The organism is Paraburkholderia sp. J7 (genome assembly GCF_905220155.1).
Taxonomy (GTDB): Bacteria; Pseudomonadota; Gammaproteobacteria; order Burkholderiales; family Burkholderiaceae; genus Paraburkholderia.
Genome location: NZ_CAJMYZ010000030.1, coordinates 53393 through 77260, shown reverse-complemented (window position 1 = coordinate 77260; position 23868 = coordinate 53393). Strand labels below are relative to the sequence as shown.

Sequence of the window (23868 nt, the reverse complement as noted above, 5' to 3'; positions counted from 1 at the left end):
TCCCGAGATTCCTATGCCACTCAATATTTTGCGTTACCGCCACGAAGGACGCGTCCACTGGGGAGTCGTCAGGAATGGCCTGATCACCCCCGTCCCCGGCAACTTCGACTCGACTGGCGCTTTCATCGAGGCCAATTCGGTCGGACGTCTCTCCGGTCTGACGGGCACGACGGTCGCAGAATGGGCCGTCGAATGGTTGTCTCCTGTTACGCCAGATCAGCAGTTCCTCTGCCAGGGCGCGAACTATCGCCAACACATGATTGAGTCGGGGATGAATCCGGATGCGAAGACCTACAACATGGTCTTCACCAAAGCTCCGAGCTGCATTGTGCCGGCGGATTCCGATCTGGTGCGGCCGCGCCATGTGCGTTTTCTCGACTACGAAATCGAGCTTGGTCTCGTATTGAGGCAGAGTATTACCTCGCGCCAGGCCGTGACAGACGACAACCTGCACGAATATGTAGCCGGCGTGGTGATTGTGAACGACTACTCGGCGCGCGACGTTCAGATACCGCAGATGCAGTTCTACAAAGGAAAGAGCTATCGGACCTTCGGGCCGGTAGGGCCGTACCTGTGTCTGCTCGAGCCTCATGAGATGGGGATTCTCAGGAAGCTGCAATTGACGCTGACGGTCAATGACGCCGTACGCCAAAACGATTCGACGTCGAACCTCGTCTACGGCTTCGCGGAGACCCTGTCGGAACTGTCTGGCGTCCACGATCTGCGTCCCGGCGATCTGCTCTCAACTGGCACGCCGTCCGGATGCGCGCTCTCAGTGCCGTCTCCCGCGAAACAGCGCATTGCGGCGCTACTCCCTGAGGCGAGCAGATGGCGCCTGTTCATGAGGATACAGTCCGCGAGAAGCCAATACCTGAAGACAGGAGACGTCGTCAAGTCACGCATCGTCAGTGAGGATGGGGCGATCGACCTTGGCATGCAGTGTAACCGTGTCGTCGAAGAGGCAACATGAAAGGCGTATCTGATCTGGTTGATGTGGAGGCCATCGAGGCGCGCGGCGAGCCAGCAGTTCGCCCGGCAAGCACGTACGAGATGATCTGCCGCGGCGCGGCGATCGATCCCGACGCACCTGCACTGTCATTCTTTTTGCGCGCTGACGACCACCGCAAGCCTGCGCGATGGACGTACAGGGAACTGGTTAGAGATATCACGCGTACCGCAAACATGTTCACGCGCTTAGGCGTAGAGCGTGAGACGATCATCGCTTATGTGTTGCCCAATCTACCCGAGACGCATTTTGTGATCTGGGGGGGCGAGGCGGCAGGCATCGTGTGTGCAATCAATCCGTTGCTGGAAGCGGAGGCGATCGCTTCGCTGCTGAATGCTTCGGGCGCGAAAGTTCTGGTTACGCTCGCGCCGTTCCCTGGCACTGACCTGTGGTCCAAGGTTTACCGGATACTCGATCAGGTGCCGACCCTGGTACATCTGGTACTGGTGGACCTCTCTCAGCACGTTCGTGGGATTCGTGGGCCAGTGGCGAGAGCGTTGCAGCGCAGGGAATGCCGGCGATTGCATGGTCGCGGCGGAATACGCGGCAATGTCCCCGCCCGCATCGAAGTTCACGATTTCGGTCGTGCGATTTCGTGCGAATCCGGAGCACGATTGGCCAGCGTGCGCGACATCCGCTCCGGCGACCTGTCTTCATATTTCTGCACCGGCGGAACGACAGGCTTACCCAAGCTCGCGATGCGCACCCATGACAACGAGGTCAGTAACGCGTGGTCCGTCGGAGAATTTATTGGCGACGGCATCGGTCCTGGAAAGACGACATTTTGCGGATTGCCGCTCTTTCATGTCAATGCGGTGATCGCAACCGGACTAGTGCCCTTTTCTCGTGGCGCGCACGTTGTCCTCGGCACACCGCAGGGTTATCGCGGCGAAGGGGTGGTAAAGCGTTTCTGGGAGATCGTTGAGCATCACCGCATCAACTTCTTTAGCGGCGTACCGACGCTCTACGCATCCCTGCTTGACGTACCTGTCGCCGGCCGCAATTTGCAATCGCTCCAATATGGCTTGTGTGGAGCCGCGCCGATGCCGGTCGATGTGTTCCGCTCATTTCAAGAGCGAACCGGCGTACGCCTCCTTGAAGGCTACGGGTTGACGGAAGGAGCGTGCGTCAGCAGTGCGAATCCCCCAGTCGGTGAGCGTCGGCTCGGATCGATCGGGCTGCGCATGCCAGGACAGCTGATGAAGCCGATCGTCGTGAACGAAGCCGGGCAGTATGTCAGGGACTGCGCGGTTAACGAAACAGGGCTTCTTGTCATATCTGGGGCGAATGTCTTCAGAGGCTATGCGCAGGCAGAGCACAATAAGGGACTGTGGCTCGATCTCGCAGACGGACGACGCTGGCTCAACACCGGCGATCTCGGGCATCAGGATTCTGACGGCTACTTTTGGCTGACAGGACGCAAGAAGGAACTGATCATTCGCGGTGGACACAACATCGACCCCGCGACGATCGAAGAGTGTTTGCATTGTCACCCAGCCGTAGCTCTTGCCGCCGCTATCGGACGACCCGATGCTCATGCTGGAGAACTCCCCGTCGTGTTCGTGCAGCTCAGGTCCGGGGCGCACGCCACCGAAGAGGAACTTACCGCGTATGCGCACCGGACGATCGGAGAACGAGCCGCCCGGCCGAAGCGGGTCTATTTGATTGATACGATGCCGTTGACTGCTGTGGGGAAAATTTTCAAACCCGACCTGAGGCGGCGTGAAACGCTCGAAGCGCTTTCGGCTGCGCTTGCGGAAGGGGGTATTGAAGACGCACGCGTAACCATTGCCGACTCTTCCGAAAAACCTGAAGTGCGTGTGGCACTCACCGATGTCGCGCTCACTGGGGCGGCCACGCAGATCCTGGGGCGCTTCCCCTTCAGGTTCTCGTTTATCACAGAGAACCGTAAGTTGAGAGACGAGCCATAGGCATTCAATTCGGCTCCGCAAGAATCCATGTTTTCTATTTGATTAGTATAACTACTTAAATGAAAGAAGGAGGAGATATGAAGAACGAGGTCAAGGCAACGTGTATGTCGGCTGTCGCGTGTCTTGCTGTGATCGCTGGCAATGCCCATGCACAGGCAAGTGGAACGACTACCATTGGCGCCGGTTGGCTGCATATCATGCCGCAGGGGGAATCCGGGCTGACAAACGTTGTAAGCGCTGGCGGGCTGCCGGTCAATCAAGACGTCCCTGACACCGGAACTCATGCCAGCAACTCTGACGCGGCAAACTTTTCGATCGAATACCACATAACCGACAACATCGGGGTTGCGTTACTGATGGGGACGCCTTTCACGAGCCAGCTGGTGGGAGACCGTTCATTGAGCCAGTTCGGTGTGATTGGCGAAACCAGACCGCTAGCTCCGATTCTGGAAGCCAGGTATCACTTGTTCTCCGCTGATAGAAAATTTAGACCGTTTGTCGGCGTCGGTGTGAACTACACGTGGTTCGCCAACACACACCTGACGAATAACAGTTTCATCGCCGCCAGTTTCGGACCTGGGAGTTCAGCGAGCGCGAGCCTGAGTCCGTCGTGGAATCCCGTCGCCGAAATTGGAGCGACGTACTCCTTTGCGAGGCATTGGCTGGTCGGAGCTTCTCTGATCTATATGCCTCTGTCGACGACATTGACAACGCATGCGGACACGGCCGTGGGCTCAGAAATAGTGACGAAAACGAGAATTCGAGTGAATCCATTGATCACACTGTTCAACATTGCTTATACGTTTTAGTACTACCTATCGCCTAAAAGAGGGCACTCGTCACGCGAACGGTTCACGAATGCTGAACTTCACCTGCTCGCGGAGCGTGCCACGGTGGCTGATATGAATCGGTCCCGGGTGGATAGCCTTATTGCACGACGATCGTTAGAGCACTGATGTGAATCAGAAGGGAGGAAAAATTGAAACCGAGTCGCTTGCGCCACACTGTCGCAATAACAGCAGTCGGCGCACTTTTGGTGTTGAGCATGAGGCCTGCATGGGCGGAACTCGGCGGCCTGCCGATGCAGCCGCCCGCACGTGACAACCTGGCAACAGTCCAAGTAATGTCGCACGCTGCGGCGACGGTTGACGACGGCTACTCGCTGCGCGAAACCACGCTTGGGACCGGCACGATCATTCGGGAGTACATTTCGACGAACAATACGGTTTTTGGCATCGCGTGGCGGGGTCCCGTGAAGCCCAATGTGGCCGATCTCCTCGGCCAATATTTCTCGCAATATGCCTCGGGTGTCTCGACGACCCATGCTGCGCGTGGCATACGCGCGCCCGTGTCTATCGACACCGACACCTTCGTTGTCCGCGTTGGGGGCCACATGGGGTCATTCATCGGCCGGGCGTGGCTGCCGCAGTTGCTGCCGGCAGGAATAACCGGCAATGATGTCCAGTAACAGCGGAGACCAGATTTGTATATCCATCACATTCGTATTTGGCCGCTCCGCATGTTCGGCGTCATCGCGGTTGCGGCGCTTCTCGCCGCATGCGGCGGTGGCAGCCCGTCGGAGTCGGACGATGCCGCCTCGAGCAACGCGCTTAATCAGGTAACCGTCAGCGTCGGCGCGGGCGTTGCAAACGTTGTCAACATGCCGACCGTCAGCGTGACAATTTGCGCGCCGGGCACATCGAACTGTCAGACTGTGGACAAAGTTCTTGTCGATACTGGATCGTTCGGACTTCGAATCGTAAGCAGTGCCGTATCAAACGTCCTGAGCAACCTGCAGACCACTACGGTGAATGGCGGCAAAGCGCTCGCTGAATGTGGCCAGTTTGTATCGAGCTATACGTGGGGCTCGGTCCGTACGGCCGACGTGAAAATTGGCGGTGAAACGGCAAGTCACGTGCCGATCCAGACGATTGGAGACTTGGGCACGTCGGACGTCCCGCCATCATGCTCCGACGGTGGCTCGTCCGCCAATACGGCGGCGTCGCTCGGTGCGAACGGCATCCTCGGCATCGGCCCCGCGGCTTACGATTGCGGATCGGTCTGCACCACTTCTACGATCTACAGCAATTACTATTCATGTTCGAACGGCAACGCGAGCTGCGAGAGCACGACAGCGGCGCTGAGCGAGCAGGTAGCGAACCCGGTGCGACATTTCCCGATCGACAACAATGGTGTGATCGTCACAATGAACAATTCGAGTGGCGGCAGCTCCGTTGGAACGCTGACCTTCGGCATTGGTACGCGATCGAACAACACTCGCTCGTCCGGCGCCGCGCTTCTTACGACGACCGCGGCGGGGGACGTGACCGGTATCTTTCTCGGTCGCGCCATCGGCAGTGCATTCTTCGATACCGGCTCGAACGCATATTTTTTTGATGCGGGGGCTAATACACCGTCCAACGTCGATCTCACGGTCTGTAGCGACAATAGCGCGTTCTATTGCCCGGCTACCGATCAGTCGTTGACTGCAACCCTCGTGGGCGCAAACGGCACCCAGGCCAACGTACCGTTCACTGTGCGGAACGCGGATACGCTGTTCGGCAGCGGTCGGTATGCAATTGATAATCTGGCAGGACCATTCGGCAATTCGTTGATTCTCGACCTCGGCCTACCGCATTTCTACGGGCGCACGTTGTACTTCGGCATGGATTTGCGCGCCAGCAGTGATAGTACAAGCGGGACACCTTATGTAGCATTCTAGACGGCAGGATGCGCCACCTGGCCACGTACGTGTGGCCCCGCCAGGTGGCGACCGGGACATCGAGCTCTCCTGGATATACGAGCGGGAGTGGCAAAAGCTGGTGGCCGGGCACCGGATTCGGCGGCGGGTAGCAACGGACAAGCAACACGCTATAGCAAGAAAGCTTAAGCGGTTTCCGGTGGCGATCGCGATGATGGCGACAAGCGCTCGAGACCGTACGCCGTTCAATAGCACGCCGCGTTCGGCGAACCGGATAACATTTCGGATCCAGCATCCAGCCGGAGGGCGCGGTCGCATCGGGCCATCCCGCCGTTCGCTCCAGTGCACATGGCGACGGCAATGCGGCCTGAGTGCCGGCTGAACAAAACGAGCATCGGCGATCTGCGGGAAGAGGCGGAAAAGTTGTTCGCGGGCCATCACTTCGCGTACGACGTGACCGCCTTTTTTTATTCGCCGCTAATCGAGGGGTAACTGGTCCGCAACTACAATTGGCCGCTCCCGGCGCCATATGCCATCCGAGCATTCCTCCGGACAGAGGCACGGGCCGGGCAGCGTTACGAAAGCCGGCGCCAGCCACGCGCGCCATCTGCTAGTCGAAGCGCCTCGGTCGTACCGTCATCCCGCCGCGGTTAGCACCACTATCCAACAACACCATGACCACGCGAGTCAGCCGCATTCGTGTGGGGCATCGCGCGATTGACCTCACTTCCGCTGTGGCCGTAAGCCCAAGCAAACTGACCACAGGATCATTGTAGATGCGACGGGGGAAGCGCGGTTTGCTGAAGACGGCGCAGCACTGTCCGTGAACAATCCTCGAAGAACCTGCGAGCCTACTTGGGCTGGCCCGTCGACCAGCATCCGGTAGAGTAGGTAAAAACGAGAATATTGTCATTATGACAAATTACTCCTTACAATGCAGATGTCGTCATTTCTCTCGGCTGGTCGCTCGATGAATGTCTCGTCTGTCCTCAGTTCAATGCACCAGCGTACCGTTCAGGTCGGCGAGCGCCGAATTTATCTGGCAGAGGCCGGTAGTGGTACAGCCGTGCTGATGCTCCACGGAGGCGGCCCTGGTGCGTCAGGTGTTTCCAACTACGTCAGAAATATCGAAGCACTGGCGCGTCACTTTCGTGTCCTGGTACCGGATATGCCCGGTTACGGCAGGTCTTCAAAGGGTCTGGATCGAGGTGATCCGTTTGGCGATCTGGCCACAAGCATACTTGGGATGCTGGATCGGCTCGGCGTTGAACGAGCTCATGTAATCGGCAATTCTCTTGGCGGCGCGTGTGCGTTGCGGATGGCGCTGGAGCGTCCGGGAAACATCGGCCGGCTGGTTCTGATGGGGCCTGGAGGAGTCGACACGACCCGGCAATTGCCAACCCCAGGCCTGAAGCGGCTGTTGGCTTACTACAAGGGAGAAGGGCCTACGCTGGAAAAGCTTTCGAAGTTTATCCGCTGTGACCTTGTCTATGATGGTAGTCGGGTTCCCGAGGCCGTGATAAATGAGCGGTACCAATCCAGCATTGATCCTGAGGTGGTAGCCAGCCCGCCTCTGCTCGGGCCGAAGGGGATTCCTCAGTTCAGGAAATTGGATTTCACCCGCGACCCGCGCCTGATCTCTGTCCAGAATCCGACGCTGGTTCTTTGGGGCACTGAAGACAAGGTTAACCGTCCGAGCGGAGCATTATCGTTACAAAGACGTATGCAGAATTGCGACGTTTACATGTTCAGCAAGACCGGCCACTGGGTGCAGTGGGAACGAGCAGAGGAATTCAATTCAGCAGTGCGCGCATTCCTTGCTCAAAATGTGAATTAACCGAGAGCAGCAATCACCGCAGCAGTCTAATTCTGATCGTTGCCGGACAACCGCCGCGCATGTGTGCACTCCCGCAAGTTGTCGGTCAGATAAATTAGGGGTTCCACGCCCGCATTGGAGCGTGCGCGAGCTCCGTTTGTTTTCCCCGGAATATCAAGATGTTTGCGATGATATCGGAAATATGTTGCATCAAAATTATCCTCTTTCATGCTTAGCAGTGCGACCGGAATGGAGTCAGCAACGAGGTTCGCACTTGCCTTCAATGAGTTCTCCGTCATTCATCCGACCGCATCGTCCGCGACGATTCGCGGCGGTAAATATCCGTAAATCAGGGTGTATGGTGCACTGACATCGGTCGTCGCCACCCCGACTAAGCGGGCGAACAGCGGATAGATCTGGGCGGGATGCAAATTGAGAAGTAAGCCGTGTGCGCTCGGCGAGGTCGGATTTCAACTGCACGTTGGGCAACAAATTTCATTCTTTCTTTGATCAGTGACCCATTCGCCCCCGCATGACGTCGGGGGGGGGCGGCTCACTTCAGTTCCCTTCTGTGGGACGCCAGATCAGACTTCGCCGCGTTCTTGTGCGGCAAGCGGCCTTGGCTCGATGGCGTGCTTCACGTGTGTCGCATTTCTAAATGAATAGGTCTCCGACATTTTGGTGAACAGCGCGTAAGCGCGCTGAGGATTTTCATTCGATTCGGGTTTACGACAAATGTGTAAAAACGACGTTCGTGTCGTAATGAGGGAAATCTCATTTTGTCCAGACCGAGTTCTGGAAGCGCGAGACAGGTCCGTAACATCGGGTCGGTGTCTTGCGATGTCCTGGAAGGAGACACTGATGGCAGGAACGCACGCACGGCAATACCTCGAGGCGAGTGTATGTGAGGGCCAAAGACGCATGGATGGGAATCAATATGGAGGCACTTGCGCATGATTACGTATGATGCCCCTGTCGTGATAGCTGGAGCCGGCCCCGTCGGCATGTGCACTGCGATTGAAATGGCGAGGCGTGGCCATCAGGTCATTGTCGTCGAGTCGCGGCACCGGGACATTCCACCCAGCGCCAAGTGCAATACGGTTGCGTCGCGGACTCTCGAGGTTTTCCGCCGCTTCGGCATCGCCGATAAGGTGCGAGCTGCGGGCCTGCCAGATGACTTTCCGACCGATATCGTCTTTTGCACCGCCATCAACGGCCACGAGATGACGCGCATCGGGATGCCTTCCCGAGGCGAACGCGCGCAGACCGGATTCCCGGATAGCCACTGGCGGACCCCTGAGCCACAAGTTCGCGTCTCGCAACTCTATCTCGAACCCATCTTGTCCGCGTTGATGCATCGCACGACCGGTATCACCGTACTCTACGGCACGTCGGTCGAGGAATATCAACAGGACGATTCGGGCGTATCGATATCTTGCCGTCGAAGCGACGGATCTCCTGTTGTGCTTCGCTCTCGGTATCTTGTCGGGGCCGACGGTGGTCGAAGTGTCGTACGGAAGATCATGGGGACAAGGCTTGTCGGCGCCGCGGAACTCGCTCGGACTCGCACGTCCCTGATCCGCGCTCCCGGTCTCATTCAGTTGTGGGGAAATCGGCGTCCCGCGTGGATGAGCTGGATCGCAAACCACAAGGTTCGCGGAAACGTCGTCGCAATTGATGGAAAAGACACCTGGCTGGTCCACCGTACGCTCCCGCATGACGTGGATAATTTTGATGCCCTGGATCTTCGGCAGTCGATCTGCGATGTGCTGGGAGTGGGATCCGATTTCCAGTTTGAAATCCTCAACCACGAGGACTGGGTCGGCAGACGTATGGTCGCAGAGCGGTTGCGCGAGGGCCGAGTCTTTCTCGCCGGCGATGCTGCGCATCTCTGGGTACCGTTCGCTGGCTATGGCATGAACGCAGGCATTGCCGATGGGGTGAATCTTGCATGGCTGTTGTCAAACGTGCTTGATGGCTGGGCAGACCCGCACATGTTGAGCGCCTACGAGGCCGAAAGGCATCCGATCACTGACCAGGTATCCCGCCTTGCGATGCAAAGCATGCTCGACATGGCGGAGACACTCGGGAAGAATCGCGTGCCTGCAGCGCTGAGTTCACGTCTGAACCCGGTGGGAATTGCGATGCGTACTGCGATGGGAGCAAAGTTGCATCAGCTCAATGTTCCTCAGTTCGCTCCCGAGGGTCTCAATTTTGGCTATTACTACTCCAGCTCGCCCATCATCCAGTACGACGCAGACAAAGCGCCGGCTTACTCGATGGGTGGCGTCACGGCGTCCACCGTGCCTGGCTGCCGGCTTCCGCACTTCTGGGTCGATGCGGGGCGGTCACTGTACGACGAGCTTGGGCCCGTCTACACGCTTTTGCGCTTCGATCAATCAATCGACATCTCCAGTCTTGTCACCACCGCTCAGGCTGCGGGCATGCCATTGAAGGTTCTGGATCTTCAACCACCGCAGGAAGTGGCGTACCAGCACAAGTTGATGATCGTCCGTCAGGATCAGCATGTGGCATGGCGAGCTAATGAACTCCCCGCCCGCCTGGATGAACTGATCGCCGTTCTCAGCGGGAAAGCAGGCCCAGTGGTGGGCGACCGGCATCAGCATGGCTCGATCTTCGGAAAATCTAGGCTAGGCTATGTAGTGATCGAATCCAGCCGGCTTGACGAATGGAGGAGGTTTGCGACGGAGGGCTTCGGCATGCATGTCGAAGGTACCGAAGGTGGCGCTCTTGCCTTCCGGTTGGACGCTCATCAGCGCCGCATCGTCGTACGGCCGGGAGGGGCCGAAGATGTCACCGCGTTGGGCTTTGAAGTCGACGACGACGATACGCTAGGCGAAATTCGCCGGCGTCTCAGTGAACGTGGCGTCACGCTGCGACGAGGCACGGAAGAAGAAGCGCGTCTGCGCGGCGTCGAGAGCTTTCATACTTTCTATGGCCCTAAGCGCCTCCAGATCGACCTCTATACGCGGCCGGTGTTGTCGAGCGAGTCGCTGCACATGCATGTCAGCGGATTCTCGACTGGAGCCGCCGGTATCGGGCACGTGGCGATTGTGACCCGGGAGCCCGACGCATTGCAGGACTTCTGGGAGACGGTCTTCGATGCGCGTATTTCCGATCACATCGAAGACAAGGTCGGCGGCACTGTGATGGATTTTACGTTTCTCCGTATCAACGAACGTCATCACAGTATCGCGGTTGCTTCTACCCGAGGGCGCCGGCTTGATCCGATGCGTACCCGGATTCATCACCTCAACCTGCAGGCTGAAAGCCTGGATGATGTCTCTGCTGCCTATCTGCGCTGCAAGCGGTTGGGCTACTCGATTGCGAACGCGATCGGCCAGCATCCCAACGATCGGGAACTGTCGTTTTATGTCGTCACGCCTTCGGGCTTCGAGATGGAGCTTGGCTGGAACCCTATCACCGTGGACGAAACGTCATGGCGATCCGCAACTTACCGCGGCATTAGCCTTTGGGGGCACTTCAAGGAAAACCGGTCCCTGGCAATGTCGCTCGGACAGCTTCGACGTGCCGTCACGTCGCTAAAGGAAAAAGAATACGTCGTAGGCAAGCCCGAACAACATCAGGAGATATGAAATGAGCGATTCGAAATTTGTGCATGGCGTTCACGACGGTAAGGCATGGTCGATTCACTACTCGGTTGACGGAGAGGGCCCGGCACTGATCCTCCTCCATGGGGGTGGTCCGGGTGCAACTGGCATGAGCAACTACAGCCGCAACATCGCGTCATTGGCAGAGCATTTCACCGTCTACGCAATCGACATGCCGGGTTGGGGGCGCTCTTCGAAGAATCTGCAAATATTCGGCACACCAAATCCATTCCTGAACGGTGCACGCGCGCTGAAGGCGTTCATGGACGAGCTGGGCATCAGCAAGGCGCATTTGATCGGGAACTCGTTCGGCGGCTCCGTCGCGTATTACATGGCGATGGAGTATCCAGACGCGGTCGACCGCCTGGTCGCCATGGGGCCAGGTGGGGCTTATATTGAGGGACAAGGACCAACCGAAGGCATCATGCAACTGCTGACTTATTACAGCGGCGAAGGGCCTTCGCGCGAGAAGCTTAACGCCTTTCTTCACAACCTCGTCCATGACACATCGGTGTTGACGCCCGAGTTGATAGAGCAGCGATTCGCGGCGAGCAACGACGCTGAAATTGCCGCAAATCCTCCGCTGACACTCCCGCCCGCAGGGCCGCCGCCGCGGCAATTCTATCTGAGCGAGGATGTTCGACTTAGCAAGCTGCCGCATCGCTGTCTGCTGATCTGGGGGCAGCAAGATAAGGTCAATTTGCCCGCTGGCGTACAGAGCTTCAAGTCGGTGCCGGATCAAGATGTTGTGCTCTTCGCGCAATGTGGTCACTGGGCCCAATGGGAGCAGGCTTCCAAGTTTAACCCCCTGGTTACGTGGTTCCTGAAACAGGCCTGAGTGGGCGCCGGATGACTACCTGTTCCTTTGACTATGATGTGGCGATTGTCGGATATGGCCCAACCGGCGTTTCCGCTGCGAACTTCCTCGGTGCATACGGAATCCGATGCCTGGTTCTGGAGCGCGATCGCGAAATCTATCCTCGTGCGCGTGCGGTGACTGTCAACGACTGGACCTTGCGCTGCTATCAGTCCGTCGGACTTGTCGACGAACTACTCAAGGTGATGGATCCCATGACGGAGATGAGATGGCGCACATATGCCGGCAAGGATTTGATGCGCATGAAAGTCCCCGATCCTGAAATGGGTCTGCCTGTCGCGTCGATGATCTATCAACCTGCGATGGAGCAGGTGTTGCGCGCTGGAGTGGAGCGTTTTTCGTCCGTTGTCGAAGTGCGGTTCGGCCAGGAATTTACTTCGCTCCAGTCCATCGGCGGCGGTTCGGTAGTGAGCTTTCGCGATCTGGACACCGGTGTTCAAGGATGTGTCACTGCCCGTTACGTTCTCGCGTGTGACGGTGGTTCTAGCAACGTGCGCACCCGGTTGGGTATCCCCCTGGAGGGTTCTACTACCGATACGAAATGGGTCGTCATCGACGTGCGCGTGAAGCGCTGGTGGCCCGAGCGTCATTTGCTTACTTTCTGGTCGGATACAAAGCGTCCGGTTGTCGATATACCGCTGGCGCTAGGCAATCACCGCTGGGAATTTCCACTTGCTGAGCACGAGTCGGAAAAGGACTTTTCCACTCACGACCAATTGTGGAATCTGCTTGCCACGATGGGCGTGACGCCAGAGAACATTGAAATCCACCAGCATGCGTTCTACAAGCACCACGTGCGACGGGCGCAGCGGTGGCGGTGCGGTTCAGTATTCCTGCTCGGAGACGCAGCGCATTTGATGCCCCCGTGGGCAGGCTCAGGCATGCAGTCCGGTATCCGCGACGCGTTCAATTTGTGCTGGAAGATTCGGGAGGTCCTTGGAGGCCGCCTTCCGGAGAGCATTCTCGATAGTTACGAGGTAGAGCGTGCACCTAATGTCGCATTCGTAACAGCTGAGTCGGAACGACTGGGGCGAATTATCAAACGGCAGATGACGGCGAGCGAGAAGCTTGACGCGCTTCACCGGCTCCTCTGCAAAGCCCTTCACATGCAGGAGCCACCGCAACCACTGGCAGGTCTACCGGCACTTGATGGGGGCTGGATAAGCGCTCCGCCGCAGAAGACGAATCTGATCGGGCAAATGCCACCTCAGCCGCGTGTCGCCGACGTTCGTGGGAGACAGGGCCACCTGGATGATTTCCTCGGTACGGGCTTTGTTTTACTCGGCGATGGCGTGAACCCGAAACAGTTTCTATCCGGATCGCAACAGGCGGATTGGGCCGCACTCAATTCACGTCATATCGTTTTGCGGGAAGTCTCACAAGGCGCGACCTCTGAAGAAGACCTGTTCGACCTGGAGGGCACACTTCTGAGCTGGATGCGCGCGCGCAATACGAAATGTGTAGCGCTGCGACCCGACCGATTCGTTGCAGCCGCAGACGGTGCGCTTGACGTCCCGGTGCTACGGCCAATTGATGCTCGGTTTACGCACGTCAAATATAGGGAGCCTTCTGTGGCTTGAGGAATGCCGGAAGTCTGGACCACTTTGGTTTTGCACAGCGCATGATACGCCAGTTGATGACAGTGCCCTAGCGCGACGAACTTCGGTCATGCGCCGCTTACTGAAAGCGGTCCTCATCTGCTTCGACGCTCAGTTCGAATTCAACAGGAGAGGTTATATGACCGATCTCAAAATCGTCGCGGCCCTGGCCGCGCGCCTGCGCGAAGCGGAAGCATCGCGCAACGTGATCGAGCCGGTGCGCGGCGAGATCGCGATGGACGATATCGCCACCGCTTATGCAGTGCAGCAAGCCAACGTCGATCTGCGCGTTGCGGCCGGCGAGCGCATTGTGGGCCGCAAGATCGGCCTCACGTCGCTCGCGGTGCAGAAGCAGCTGGGCGTCGATCAGCCCGACTTTGGCGCGCTGTTCGCTTCGATGGCCTACGGTGATGCCGAAGCCATTCCTCTCTCGCAACTGATCCAGCCGAAGGTGGAAGCTGAAATCGCGCTCGTGCTGGAGCACGATCTCACGCACGAGAAGCACACCTTCGTCGACATCCTGCGTGCGAGCGCCTACGCACTTGCGGCCATCGAAGTGGTGGACAGCCGCATCCAGAACTGGGACATCCGCTTCGTCGACACGGTGGCCGACAACGCCTCGAGCGCGCGCTTCGTGGTGGGCAGCCGCCCGGTGCCGCTTTCGCAGATCGACCTGACCGCCTGCGCGATGGAGCTTTCGCGCGACGGCGAGGTGCTCTCGCGTGGCAACGGCGCCGCGTGCCTCGGCAATCCGCTCAACGCCGCCGTGTGGCTCGCAGACCGCATGGTCCAGCTCGGCACGCCGCTGCGTGCGGGCGACGTAGTGCTCACGGGCGCGCTCGGGCCCATGGTCGCCGTGAAGGAACCCGGCACGTACACCGCGCAGATCGAAGGCCTCGGCAGCGTTCGCGCGACTTTCTCCGCCTGATACAGGAATTCATATGGCTTCCGAAAAACTCAAGGCCGCGATCATCGGCTCCGGCAACATCGGCACGGATCTGATGATCAAGATCATGCGCAACAGTCAGCATCTCGAGATGGCGGCGATGGTCGGCATCGACCCGAACTCCGATGGCCTCGCACGCGCCGCCCGCCTGGGCGTCGCGACTACGCACGAAGGCGTGGTCGGCCTCACGCGCCTGCCGGTGTTCAATGACATCGACTTCGTGTTCGACGCGACCTCCGCTGGCGCACACGTGAAGAACGACGCGCTGCTGCGCACGCTCAAGCCGTCGATCCGCGTGATCGACCTCACGCCTGCCGCGATTGGCCCGTACTGCGTGCCCGTCGTGAACATCGATGCTCACATTGAAGCGCTCAACGTCAACATGGTGACGTGCGGCGGCCAGGCCACGATCCCGATGGTCGCAGCCGTGTCGCGCGTGGCGAAGGTCCACTACGCGGAGATCGTCGCTTCGATCAGCAGCAAGTCGGCGGGTCCCGGCACGCGCGCCAACATCGACGAGTTCACCGAAACGACCTCGCGGGCTATCGAAGTGGTGGGCGGCGCCGCGAAGGGCAAGGCCATCATCGTGCTCAATCCGGCCGAGCCGCCGGTCATGATGCGCGACACGGTTTACACGCTTTCCGAAATGGCTGACCGCGAGAAGGTCGAGCAGTCCATCGAAGAGATGGCCGCGAAAGTGCATGCCTACGTGCCGGGCTATCGCCTGAAGCAGAAGGTGCAGTTCGACGAGATTCCCGCGAGCGCGCCGCTCAACATTCCGGGCCTTGGCAAGTTCAGCGGCCTGAAGACCTCGGTGTTCCTCGAAGTGGAAGGCGCCGCGCACTACCTGCCCGCATATGCAGGCAATCTCGACATCATGACTTCCGCCGCGCTCGCCACCGCCGAGCGTATGGCGCAGACGCTCTTGAGCGTGCAAGGAGCCTAAGGCGATGAGCAAGAAACTCTATATCTCCGACGTGACGCTGCGCGACGGCAGCCACGCCATTCGCCATCAATACTCAATCCAGAACGTGCAGGACATCGCCCGTGCGCTGGACAAGGCGAAAGTGGACAGCATCGAAGTGGCCCACGGCGACGGCCTGCAAGGCTCGAGCTTCAACTACGGCTTCGGCGCGCACAGCGACCTCGAATGGATCGAAGCCGTGGCCGATGTGGTCACGCACGCAAAGATCGCTACGCTGCTCTTGCCCGGCATCGGCACGATTCACGACCTGACGGCCGCGTACAACGCGGGCGCGCGCGTGGTGCGAGTGGCTACGCATTGCACGGAAGCCGACATTTCGAAGCAGCACATCGAATACGCACGCGAACTGGGCATGGACACCGTCGGCTTCCTGATGATGAGCCACATGACCACGCCGGAAAACCTCGCTGTCGAAGCGAAGAAGATGGAAAGCTACGGCGCTACCTGCATTTACGTGGTCGATTCGGGCGGCGCGCTCACGATGAACGACGTGCGCGATCGCTTCCGCGCGGTCAAGGCTGTGCTCAAGCCCGAAACGCAAACGGGCATGCATGCGCACCACAACCTCTCGCTGGGCGTCGCGAACTCGATCGTCGCCGTGGAGGAAGGTTGCGACCGCATCGATGCATCGCTCGCAGGTATGGGTGCGGGCGCGGGCAATGCGCCGCTCGAAGTGTTCATCGGCGCGGCGGAACGCATGGGCTGGAACCACGGCACCGACCTCTACACGCTGATGGATGCCGCCGACGACATCGTGCGCCCGCTGCAGGACCGGCCGGTTCGCGTGGACCGCGAAACGCTCGCGCTCGGCTATGCGGGTGTGTATTCGAGCTTCCTGCGCCACTCGGAAGTGGCCGCACGGAAGTACGGCCTCAAGACGGTGGACATTCTCGTCGAACTGGGCAAGCGCCGGATGGTCGGCGGCCAGGAAGACATGATCGTCGACGTGGCGCTCGACCTGAAGGCGGGACGATAGCTGCCCGCTACAGCGTGCACTTCCGGACCGGATACTTTCCGTTCCGCAAGGGAGTCAACTGGAAGATGCCACAAACGTTGCCATGGCTGTGGCTACCGGGCCACGCGCGTCGTCGTGCTTCCATAGTTCGGCGCGGCAAAACGCGATCGATTTCCCGCTGCGTACGATCTCCCCGATTGCCCGATACCTGCCGGCCGGCGCAGCTCGGAGAAACGCTGTCGTCAGATCGACCGTCGCGCAAGTACCGGTGTCGCCGAGCCGGGCGAGGACCGAAAAGGCCATCGCGAAGTCGAGCATGCCGGCGACCGCACCGCCCTGAAGCACGCCGGTTCCCTGAACGAAGGTTTCCGAAGGGGTGAACTCCAGTTCAAGTCGACCTTGCTGCGGATCGGCAGCGACAATGTGCGTACCCAGGGCGATCGCCATCGGGTTGGAGAGTACACGAAGCGGCGTATGTGGTGTTTCGAGAAAACGCGTGATGAACGCGTGGTCCTGGTTTGCGGGTTTCATGATGTGCGTGAACGGGACATGAAGAGGGGCATTAGTCCAGAAGCGAGCGTGCGACGACCTCTTTCATGATCTCGGACGTACCGGCGTAGATGCGTTCGATGCGCGCGTCGACGAAGGCGCGCGAGATCGGATACTCGCGCATATAGCCGTAGCCGCCGTGCAGTTGCAGACAGGCATCGGCGACCCGTCCGAGCATTTCGGAATGCCAGAGCTTGCCCGCCGAGGCCGCAGCCGGATCGAGCGCGCCGGCGATATGCCACTGGATGAGCTTGTCGCAATAAGCGCGGCCGGCATGAATGTCTGCCGCGACCTCAGCGAGCTTGAAGCGCGTGTTTTGCATCGCGCTGAGCGGTCGATCGAAAACCCTGCGTTCTTTCACGTAGGCGCTGGTCCATTCGAGCGCGGCTTCAGCGCGCGCCTGGCATTGCACCGAAACGAGCAGGCGCTCCTGTGCGAGACCCTTCATCAGGTAGCGGAAGCCTTGACCCACCTCGCCAAGCAGGTTTTCGCGCGGCACGCGAACATTGTCGAAGAACAGTTCCGCCGTGTCCTGCGCGTATTGGCCGATTTTCTCGAGGTTGCGCCCGCGTGAAAATCCCGGCGTATCGGTCTCTACCACGAACAGCGACACGCCGCGTGCGCCCTGTGACGCATCCGTCTTGCAGGCGACAACGATCAGATTGCTGTTGTAGCCGTTCGTAATGAAGGTCTTTTGTCCGTTGATGACCCAGGCGTCGCCGTCTTCGCGCGCGCTCGTGCGGATGGCCGCGACATCGCTACCGGTAGAGGGCTCGGTCATCGCGATTGCTCCGATGTTTTCGCCGCTCGCCATGCCAGGCAGAATACGCTTCTTCAATGCCAGGGTGCCGTGATGCACGATGTAGGGCGCAACGATCACCGAATGAAGCGGGAATCCCGGTCCGGTTGCGCCGACACGACCGAGTTCCTCGCTCACGATCAGGTCGCACAGCAGGTCGCCGCCTGGGCCACCGTCTTCCTCGCCGATCCAGCAGCACAGGAGGCCATTTTCGCCGGCCTTGCGCCAGATCTCGGTCGGCACGCGATGCTCCGATTCCCAGAGCGAGTGATGCGGCGCGATTTCCTTTTCGCAGAAGCGGCGCACCTGGTCGCGAAAGGCATCGTGCTCGGGACCGAAAATAGTACGGGGAAACTGCAGCATGAACGACTTCCTTTGAACTTGGGTTTAGCGGCGAGGGCGAGCCGCGGCATGAAAACTTCGGCCCATCATCGCTTTCCTGCGTGGATATTGTCAATACAAATTGACAAAAATGGCAGCCCCAGCGGCTCGAGGCAGTATCATTGCGGGAGATTCTTACTGGACTCTCTCTTCAATGGTCTCCCAAAAGCGTTTTCTGCGTCAGCTTCTTCTGTGGCGTTCTGAATGGATCGAGCAGCGTGTCCTGGAACGGGCGCGCGAAAGTGGATTCGGCGAGGTTACGCCGTCCATGAACCGAATGTTCGTTCACATGGGCGGCCGCCCGATCGGTCTTTCTGAGCTTGCGCGTCGTCTCTCGATTTCACGTCAGGCGGTGCATCAATGTGCGAACGAAGCGGCAGAACTCGGGTTGGTGGAGTTCTGCGCGAGCGAAAGCGATGGACGGGTGAAACTGCTACGCTTTACAGAGCGTGGCTGGAATATGTCGGAAAGCGCAGCGCAAACGCTTGAAGCGCTGGAAGAAGAACTGGCGTCGCGCATCGGCCGAAAGGATCTCGAAGAACTCAAACGCATTCTTTCCAAAGGCTGGACCGGCGAAAACGGGGATTGAGCGCACGTGCTCGTGTGGTTTCCAGGGAAAATCCCTGGCGTCTATTTTGTCAATCAAGGTTGACATAAATGGTGGCGATCGGAAGAATGTGACATCGGTGGCGTACTCGTTGAGTGCGCAACTTTATCTCCTGAAGTCCGTTTAACCTGATTCGCTCCCTGCCCATGTGCATCGAACTGATTCGCCCGTCACCGGGTGTAGCCGTCCTGACAATCGACAACCCGCCGGTCAATGCGCTGTCGACGCCATTTCGCCTGGCACTCCTTGAAAATCTGCGAAAGGTCGAAGCGGACGATAGTGTCCATGCGGTCGTGCTCACCGGGAACGCGAAGACGTTTTGTGCCGGCGCCGACCTGAAAGAGTTCACGAACGGCACGGCGATGGACTACCCGTCGCTCGTCGACGTCCTCATTCCATTCATTCTCGCAATGAGCAAGCCGCTCGTCGCGGCAATCGGCGGCAGTGCGCTGGGTGGCGGTTTGGAACTTGCGATGTGGTGCCATGCGCGCGTTGCGACGCCCGCGGCGGCACTCGGGCTCACGGAAACCACGCTTGGCCTTATGCCGGGCGCAGGTGGCAACCAGTTGCTGCCGCGCGCTGTGGGCCTGGAGCGCGCCGTGAACCTCATCCTGAACGGCCGCATTCAGGCCGCAGAGTCGTTCAAGGGCACAGCGCTTATCGACAGCTTCGCGTCGCAGGACAATCTCATCGAGGTGGCAGGGCAACTGGCGCTGAGTATGGCTGAACGGGGCCAGCCTTTCACGCATCTGTCGCTGCGCCGTGTCGAGCATCCGCAGGCGGCAGGATTTCTGGCGGTAGCGCGTGCACAGACGCGAGCGCGCAAGGACTGCACGAACGGCATGCTCGTCGCGCTCGATGCCATCGAGTTGAGCCTGTCGCTGCCGGCGACCGAAGGGCTCAAGCGCGAGTTCGCACTTTTTTGCCCGGTCATGGAGAGTGACGAGGCGCGCGCGATCCGTCACGCCTTCTTCGCGGAACGCGAAGCCCCGAAAGTTCGCGATCTGCCTGCCAGCACGCCCGCCCAGGAAGTACGCCGGGCGGCGGTGATTGGCGCTGGATTCATGGGCAGTGGAATTGCGCATTGCCTCGCGCGTGCAGGTATCGACGTGCTTCTGCACGACGTGAGCGTCGAGGCAGCGGAGCGGGCAGTCGCGAAGCTCGCCACGTACCCGGAGATTGAGGCGCAAAGGGTGAGCGTGCTGCGCGAGCTTTCCGAACTCGCCCACGTCGATCTCGTGATCGAAGCGGTCGTCGAGTCGATGGACGCGAAAATCGAAGTCTTCCGCAAGATTGACCCGTGGCTGCGCTCGGGTGCGTTGCTCGCGACCAATACGTCGACGCTCGATGTCGACGTGCTCGCGCAGGCGACTTCACGCGCACCAGAAGTGATCGGGTTGCACTTTTTCGGCCCCGCCCCGGTCATGCGTTTGCTCGAGATCGTCCGCGGTGCGCAGACATCGGCGCAGGCGATCGCAACGTCGTTGCAGTTGGCTCGGCGCATGAAGAAGGTGCCGATTGTCGCGCGCGTCGGCCCTGGCTTTGTAGGAAACCGCATCTTTGACCGCTTGCTCGACGCGGCGCTCGAGCTTGCAGCCGAAGGCGTGCGTCCCGACCAGGTCGATCGTGTGCTTGAGGGCATGGGGATGAAGATGGGGCCGTTCAGAACGATGGATCTGATCGGCAACGACGTGCTGTCGAAGGCACGCGGAGGACGGACCGATACGGCCGGTTATGCGCTTGCCGAAGCGCTTGTCGGGCGTGAACGTTACGGTCAGAAGAGCGGCCAAGGCTGGTATCGCTATGGCGTTGACCGTCGCACGGCGCTGGCCGACCCCGAAATGGAGGCGTTGCTGCCTGCTGGCTCTGCGAGGGCGCTCGCTCCGGCGGAGATTATCGACCGTTGCCTGCTCGCGATGGTGAACGAAGGCGCGCATGTGCTCGAGCAGGGAATCGCACAGAGAGCTTCGGACATCGATATCGCGTTTCTTCTCGGCTATGGATTCCCTCGCCGTCTCGGCGGTCCGATGCTGCATGCAGACCGCAGCGGGCTCGCGGTCGTCGAACAGAAGCTGCTCGATCTGCGCCGGCGCACGGGTAGCGCGGTGTGGACGCCCGCGCCGCTGATCATGCGGCTCGCGCGCGAAGGCGGCGTCTTCAACCCATATTGAGTTGAGCTTTATTTCGAACCATGAAAACACCCCTAATCGTTTCGACGGCGCGTACGCCGTTCGCGCGCTCATGGAAGGGCGCGCTCAACATGACCCACGGTGCGACACTGGGTGGCCACGTGGTCCAGGCGGCTATCGCGCGTGCGGGCATCGATCCCGCACGGGTTGAGGACGTCGTGCTTGGCTGCGCGAACCCGGAGGGCGCCAACGGCGGCAACATCGCGCGCCAGAGCGCGATCCGCGCTGGGCTGCCTGTCACTGTGCCCGGCGTGACTGTGAACCGCTTTTGCTCGAGCGGGCTCCAGGCGATCGCGTTCGCGGCGCAGCGCATCCAGACGGGCGAGTGCGAGGCGCTCGTCGCCGGCGGCGCAGAGTCCATTTCATGCGTGCAGCGTGAACTCAACATGCACATGTTCGAGGAAGCGTGGATTGCGGAGCGCAAGCCTGAACTGTATTGGCCGATGCTGCGGACTGCCGAGCACCTCGCGACTCGTTACGAGGTATCGAGAGAGCGGCAGGATGCTTATGGCGCGGAAAGTCAGCGCCGTGCGGTGGCGGCGCGGGAGGCGGGGCGTCTTTCGGCGGAAATCGAGCCGATCACGACCGTAGCTTGCACGATCGACAGCGCCACCGGCGATCTGCGCACCGAGCACGTGACGATTGCCGCAGACGATGGCTTGCGCGCGGAGACTACGGTCGCGACGCTAGCCGGTGTGCGCAGCGCGCTTGCCGGCGGGACGGTCACGGCTGGCAATGCGAGTCAGATTACGGACGGCGCGGCGGCCTGTGTGCTCATGGAGGAAAGCGCGGCTTCGCGTGCGGGCTGCGAAGCCCTGGGGCGCTTCCACGGCTTTGCGGTCGCCGGATGCGAGCCGGCGGAAATGGGGCTGGGCCCGATCTACGCAATACCGAAGCTGCTCGCGCGCGCGGGCCTGGAGATTGGCGATATCGACCTTTGGGAGATCAATGAAGCGTTCGCGGTGCAGGTGCTGCTGTGCCGCGAACGGCTTGGCATTGACGACGACCGGCTCAACGTGAATGGTGGCGCAATTGCACTCGGTCATCCTTACGGCGCCACGGGTGGACGCCTCGTGGGCCAGTTACTCGCTGAAGGGCGGCGGCGTGGCGCGCGCTGGGTCGTGGCGTCGATGTGTATTGGCGGCGGCCAGGGTGCTGCGGCGCTTTTCGAAGTCTATTGATGGAGGGGCAGGTGAGCGAACCCGATTACGAAGCACTGCGCGCGCAGAATGCCGCTGCTTCTCTCGTGGCAACCATGATGGACCGACCGTTGCGGGTGACCGACGTCATCCGCCGCGCCGAGCGCCTGTTCGCCGACGTGGAGGTGGTGAGCCGTGTCGAGGAAGGGCACATCGAGCGCACGACGTACGGCGCCATCGCGCGGGATGCGAAGCGCATGGCAGCGGCGCTGCGCGCGCTCGGCATCGGCAAGGGCATGCGTGTCGCCACGTTGATGTGGAACCACGCCGCGCATCTCGCGGCTTACTACGCGGTTCCCGCTATCGAAGCAGTGCTGCATCCGGTGAACCTGCGGCTCTCGGCAGAAGAAATCGCCTACATCATCGCGGAAGCGGGCGACGAGGCGCTTATCGTCGACGAAGACATGCTGCCGCTGTACGCGGAAGTCGAGCGCTTCGTTCGTGTGCCTCACGTGATCGTGCATCGCGCGCAGCGAGGTGGCGCGATTGAAGGGCGTCTGGACTGGTATACGTTGATCGAACAGACCGAACCGATTCCCGACTGGCCGGACGGCCCCCATGACGAGAATGAGGCGGTCAGCATCTGCTATACCTCCGGAACATCGGGGCGCCCGAAGGGCGTGGTCTATTCGCATCGCTCGATGCTGCTCCACGGTCTGGCTGCGGCGGGTGTGGATGCGTTCAGCTTGTCCGGGCGCGACACGCTCATGCCGCTCACACCGCTTTTTCACGTGAACGGCTGGTCGATGCCGTATAGCGCCGTCATGCTCGGCGCGAAGCTCGTGTTCAGCGGGGCGCATGCCACCAGCGCGGCTGTGCTGGACCTCATGACGCAAGAGCGAGTGACGGCCGCGTTCGGCGTGCCGACTTTTTGGGTGGATGTGCTCAAGGCATGGCATGCGCATCCGGGCCGCTGGCAGTTCGAGCCCGGCGTTCGGCTGTACGTGGGCGGCGCAGCGCCGTCGGCAGACATGATCCGCAGTTTCGATGCGCTGGGGGTCTATCTCCAGACCGGCTGGGGCATGACAGAGTGCTCGCCCATTGCAACGCAAACGTGGGTGCGCCGTACATACGACGCACGCCCTGACGCCGACCGTCTGGCGTTGCGCACAGGCAATGGCTTGCCGCTGCCATTCGTCGAGCTGCGTCACGTTGATCCCGACGGGAAAGTGCTGCCATGGGACGGCACGAGCCGCGGCGAGTTGCAGGTGCGCGGTCCATGGATAGCTTCCGCTTACCTGGGGCGTCCCGACCCGCTCACCGCCACGACTCCCGATGGCTGGCTGAAGACTGGCGATATCGTGACATTCGCACCGGATGGCTACATGCGGCTCGTCGACCGCCTCAAGGACCTCGTGAAGTCAGGTGGCGAATGGATCAGCTCCGTCGACATGGAGCAGGCGCTGCAGGACATGCCTGCGGTTTTCGAGGCGGCGGTGATCGGTGTGCCAGACGAGCGCTGGGGCGAACGACCGCTCGCTATTGTCTCGCTGCGCGAAGGCCTGGTGGCGACAGAAGCGCAGATTCGAGCGCATCTCTCGTCGCGCTACCCGAAGTGGATGGTGCCAGACCACATCGAGATCGTCGATTCTCTGCCGAGAACGTCGGTTGGAAAGCTCGACAAGGGCAAGCTTCGCAAGCGTTACACCAGCGATTAGCGTTCGCTGTGCGGCTGCGCCGCAACTAACTACAACATA

The 23868-nt window shown here is 60.2% G+C and carries 18 protein-coding genes; 16 read left to right on the top strand and 2 right to left on the bottom strand.

Annotated features, from left to right (window positions below; genetic code table 11):
* The first annotated feature begins 13 nt into the window (after nucleotides 1–13).
* From U5A58_RS35280 to dmpG, 12 genes are all read left to right on the top strand, one after another.
* Complete coding sequence (locus tag U5A58_RS35280) at nucleotides 14–970, top strand: fumarylacetoacetate hydrolase family protein (RefSeq protein ID WP_321930493.1); 957 nt, start codon at nucleotides 14–16, stop codon at nucleotides 968–970.
* Nucleotides 967–2937, top strand: a complete 1971-nt coding sequence (locus tag U5A58_RS35275) for an acyl-CoA synthetase (protein ID WP_321964831.1) — start codon at nucleotides 967–969, stop codon at nucleotides 2935–2937. Before U5A58_RS35280 ends, U5A58_RS35275 begins: the two co-directional genes overlap by 4 nt.
* A gap of 77 nt (nucleotides 2938–3014) precedes the next feature.
* Nucleotides 3015–3746 (top strand): OmpW/AlkL family protein, encoded by a 732-nt coding sequence (locus U5A58_RS35270; RefSeq protein ID WP_321964830.1) that lies wholly within the window; start codon nucleotides 3015–3017, stop codon nucleotides 3744–3746.
* Nucleotides 3747–3916: 170 nt separating this feature from the next.
* Nucleotides 3917–4405 (top strand): DUF2844 domain-containing protein, encoded by a 489-nt coding sequence (locus tag U5A58_RS35265; RefSeq protein WP_321964829.1) that lies wholly within the window; start codon nucleotides 3917–3919, stop codon nucleotides 4403–4405.
* A 51-nt stretch (nucleotides 4406–4456) separates the two neighbouring features.
* Nucleotides 4457–5659, top strand: coding sequence for a DUF3443 domain-containing protein (locus U5A58_RS35260; RefSeq protein ID WP_415774340.1), 1203 nt, complete (start codon nucleotides 4457–4459; stop codon nucleotides 5657–5659).
* A 919-nt stretch (nucleotides 5660–6578) separates the two neighbouring features.
* Entirely contained in the window at nucleotides 6579–7475 is an 897-nt protein-coding gene (locus U5A58_RS35250) for an alpha/beta fold hydrolase (RefSeq protein ID WP_321964827.1), read from the top strand.
* A gap of 932 nt (nucleotides 7476–8407) precedes the next feature.
* Nucleotides 8408–11071, top strand: coding sequence for an FAD-dependent monooxygenase (locus U5A58_RS35245; RefSeq protein WP_321964826.1), 2664 nt, complete (start codon nucleotides 8408–8410; stop codon nucleotides 11069–11071).
* A gap of 1 nt (nucleotide 11072) precedes the next feature.
* Entirely contained in the window at nucleotides 11073–11924 is an 852-nt protein-coding gene (locus tag U5A58_RS35240) for an alpha/beta fold hydrolase (protein WP_321964825.1), read from the top strand.
* Nucleotides 11925–11935: 11 nt separating this feature from the next.
* Nucleotides 11936–13543, top strand: a complete 1608-nt coding sequence (locus U5A58_RS35235; RefSeq protein ID WP_321964824.1) for a bifunctional 3-(3-hydroxy-phenyl)propionate/3-hydroxycinnamic acid hydroxylase — start codon at nucleotides 11936–11938, stop codon at nucleotides 13541–13543.
* A gap of 157 nt (nucleotides 13544–13700) precedes the next feature.
* Nucleotides 13701–14489, top strand: coding sequence for a 2-keto-4-pentenoate hydratase (gene mhpD / locus U5A58_RS35230; protein WP_321964823.1), 789 nt, complete (start codon nucleotides 13701–13703; stop codon nucleotides 14487–14489).
* A 13-nt stretch (nucleotides 14490–14502) separates the two neighbouring features.
* On the top strand, nucleotides 14503–15453 hold the full coding sequence (locus tag U5A58_RS35225; RefSeq protein WP_321914404.1) for an acetaldehyde dehydrogenase (acetylating): 951 nt from the start codon (nucleotides 14503–14505) through the stop codon (nucleotides 15451–15453).
* A 4-nt stretch (nucleotides 15454–15457) separates the two neighbouring features.
* Entirely contained in the window at nucleotides 15458–16468 is a 1011-nt protein-coding gene (gene dmpG / locus U5A58_RS35220) for a 4-hydroxy-2-oxovalerate aldolase (RefSeq protein WP_321964822.1), read from the top strand.
* 54 nt (nucleotides 16469–16522) lie between these two features.
* Here the strand turns inward: dmpG and U5A58_RS35215 are convergent, their stop codons facing one another.
* Nucleotides 16523–16978 carry a PaaI family thioesterase gene (locus U5A58_RS35215; RefSeq protein ID WP_321964821.1) on the bottom strand — a complete coding sequence of 152 codons (456 nt, stop codon included), beginning with the start codon at nucleotides 16976–16978 and terminating at the stop codon, nucleotides 16523–16525.
* 31 nt (nucleotides 16979–17009) lie between these two features.
* A complete protein-coding gene (locus U5A58_RS35210) occupies nucleotides 17010–18158 on the bottom strand; it encodes an acyl-CoA dehydrogenase family protein (RefSeq protein ID WP_321964820.1) in 1149 nt (382 codons plus the stop codon).
* Between the two features lie 172 nt (nucleotides 18159–18330).
* Here U5A58_RS35210 and U5A58_RS35205 point away from each other — a divergent pair, with 172 nt between their 5' ends.
* The 4 genes from U5A58_RS35205 (at nucleotide 18331) to U5A58_RS35190 (ending at nucleotide 23829) form a co-directional block, all read left to right on the top strand.
* Nucleotides 18331–18765, top strand: a complete 435-nt coding sequence (locus U5A58_RS35205) for a MarR family transcriptional regulator (RefSeq protein ID WP_321930508.1) — start codon at nucleotides 18331–18333, stop codon at nucleotides 18763–18765.
* 164 nt (nucleotides 18766–18929) lie between these two features.
* Nucleotides 18930–20954, top strand: coding sequence for a 3-hydroxyacyl-CoA dehydrogenase NAD-binding domain-containing protein (locus tag U5A58_RS35200; protein ID WP_321964819.1), 2025 nt, complete (start codon nucleotides 18930–18932; stop codon nucleotides 20952–20954).
* A gap of 20 nt (nucleotides 20955–20974) precedes the next feature.
* Complete coding sequence (locus tag U5A58_RS35195; protein ID WP_321964818.1) at nucleotides 20975–22153, top strand: acetyl-CoA C-acyltransferase; 1179 nt, start codon at nucleotides 20975–20977, stop codon at nucleotides 22151–22153.
* Between the two features lie 11 nt (nucleotides 22154–22164).
* Nucleotides 22165–23829, top strand: a complete 1665-nt coding sequence (locus U5A58_RS35190; protein ID WP_321964817.1) for a long-chain-fatty-acid--CoA ligase — start codon at nucleotides 22165–22167, stop codon at nucleotides 23827–23829.
* Nucleotides 23830–23868 lie beyond the last annotated feature (39 nt).

What these genes read in the sequence shown, in the direction of transcription:
- U5A58_RS35260 (WP_415774340.1), top strand. Translation starts at nt 4,457, where the DNA reads ATGTTCGGCGTCATCGCGGTTGCGGCGCTTCTCGCCGCATGCGGCGGT.
- U5A58_RS35240 (WP_321964825.1), top strand. Translation starts at nt 11,073, where the DNA reads ATGAGCGATTCGAAATTTGTGCATGGCGTTCACGACGGTAAGGCATGG.
- dmpG (WP_321964822.1), top strand. Translation starts at nt 15,458, where the DNA reads ATGAGCAAGAAACTCTATATCTCCGACGTGACGCTGCGCGACGGCAGC.
- U5A58_RS35275 (WP_321964831.1), top strand. Translation starts at nt 967, where the DNA reads ATGAAAGGCGTATCTGATCTGGTTGATGTGGAGGCCATCGAGGCGCGC.
- U5A58_RS35225 (WP_321914404.1), top strand. Translation starts at nt 14,503, where the DNA reads ATGGCTTCCGAAAAACTCAAGGCCGCGATCATCGGCTCCGGCAACATC.
- mhpD (WP_321964823.1), top strand. Translation starts at nt 13,701, where the DNA reads ATGACCGATCTCAAAATCGTCGCGGCCCTGGCCGCGCGCCTGCGCGAA.
- U5A58_RS35245 (WP_321964826.1), top strand. Translation starts at nt 8,408, where the DNA reads ATGATTACGTATGATGCCCCTGTCGTGATAGCTGGAGCCGGCCCCGTC.
- U5A58_RS35195 (WP_321964818.1), top strand. Translation starts at nt 20,975, where the DNA reads ATGAAAACACCCCTAATCGTTTCGACGGCGCGTACGCCGTTCGCGCGC.
- U5A58_RS35280 (WP_321930493.1), top strand. Translation starts at nt 14, where the DNA reads ATGCCACTCAATATTTTGCGTTACCGCCACGAAGGACGCGTCCACTGG.
- U5A58_RS35210 (WP_321964820.1), bottom strand. Translation starts at nt 18,158, where the DNA reads ATGCTGCAGTTTCCCCGTACTATTTTCGGTCCCGAGCACGATGCCTTT.
- U5A58_RS35215 (WP_321964821.1), bottom strand. Translation starts at nt 16,978, where the DNA reads ATGAAACCCGCAAACCAGGACCACGCGTTCATCACGCGTTTTCTCGAA.
- U5A58_RS35270 (WP_321964830.1), top strand. Translation starts at nt 3,015, where the DNA reads ATGAAGAACGAGGTCAAGGCAACGTGTATGTCGGCTGTCGCGTGTCTT.
- U5A58_RS35200 (WP_321964819.1), top strand. Translation starts at nt 18,930, where the DNA reads ATGTGCATCGAACTGATTCGCCCGTCACCGGGTGTAGCCGTCCTGACA.
- U5A58_RS35250 (WP_321964827.1), top strand. Translation starts at nt 6,579, where the DNA reads ATGTCGTCATTTCTCTCGGCTGGTCGCTCGATGAATGTCTCGTCTGTC.
- U5A58_RS35235 (WP_321964824.1), top strand. Translation starts at nt 11,936, where the DNA reads ATGACTACCTGTTCCTTTGACTATGATGTGGCGATTGTCGGATATGGC.
- U5A58_RS35205 (WP_321930508.1), top strand. Translation starts at nt 18,331, where the DNA reads ATGGTCTCCCAAAAGCGTTTTCTGCGTCAGCTTCTTCTGTGGCGTTCT.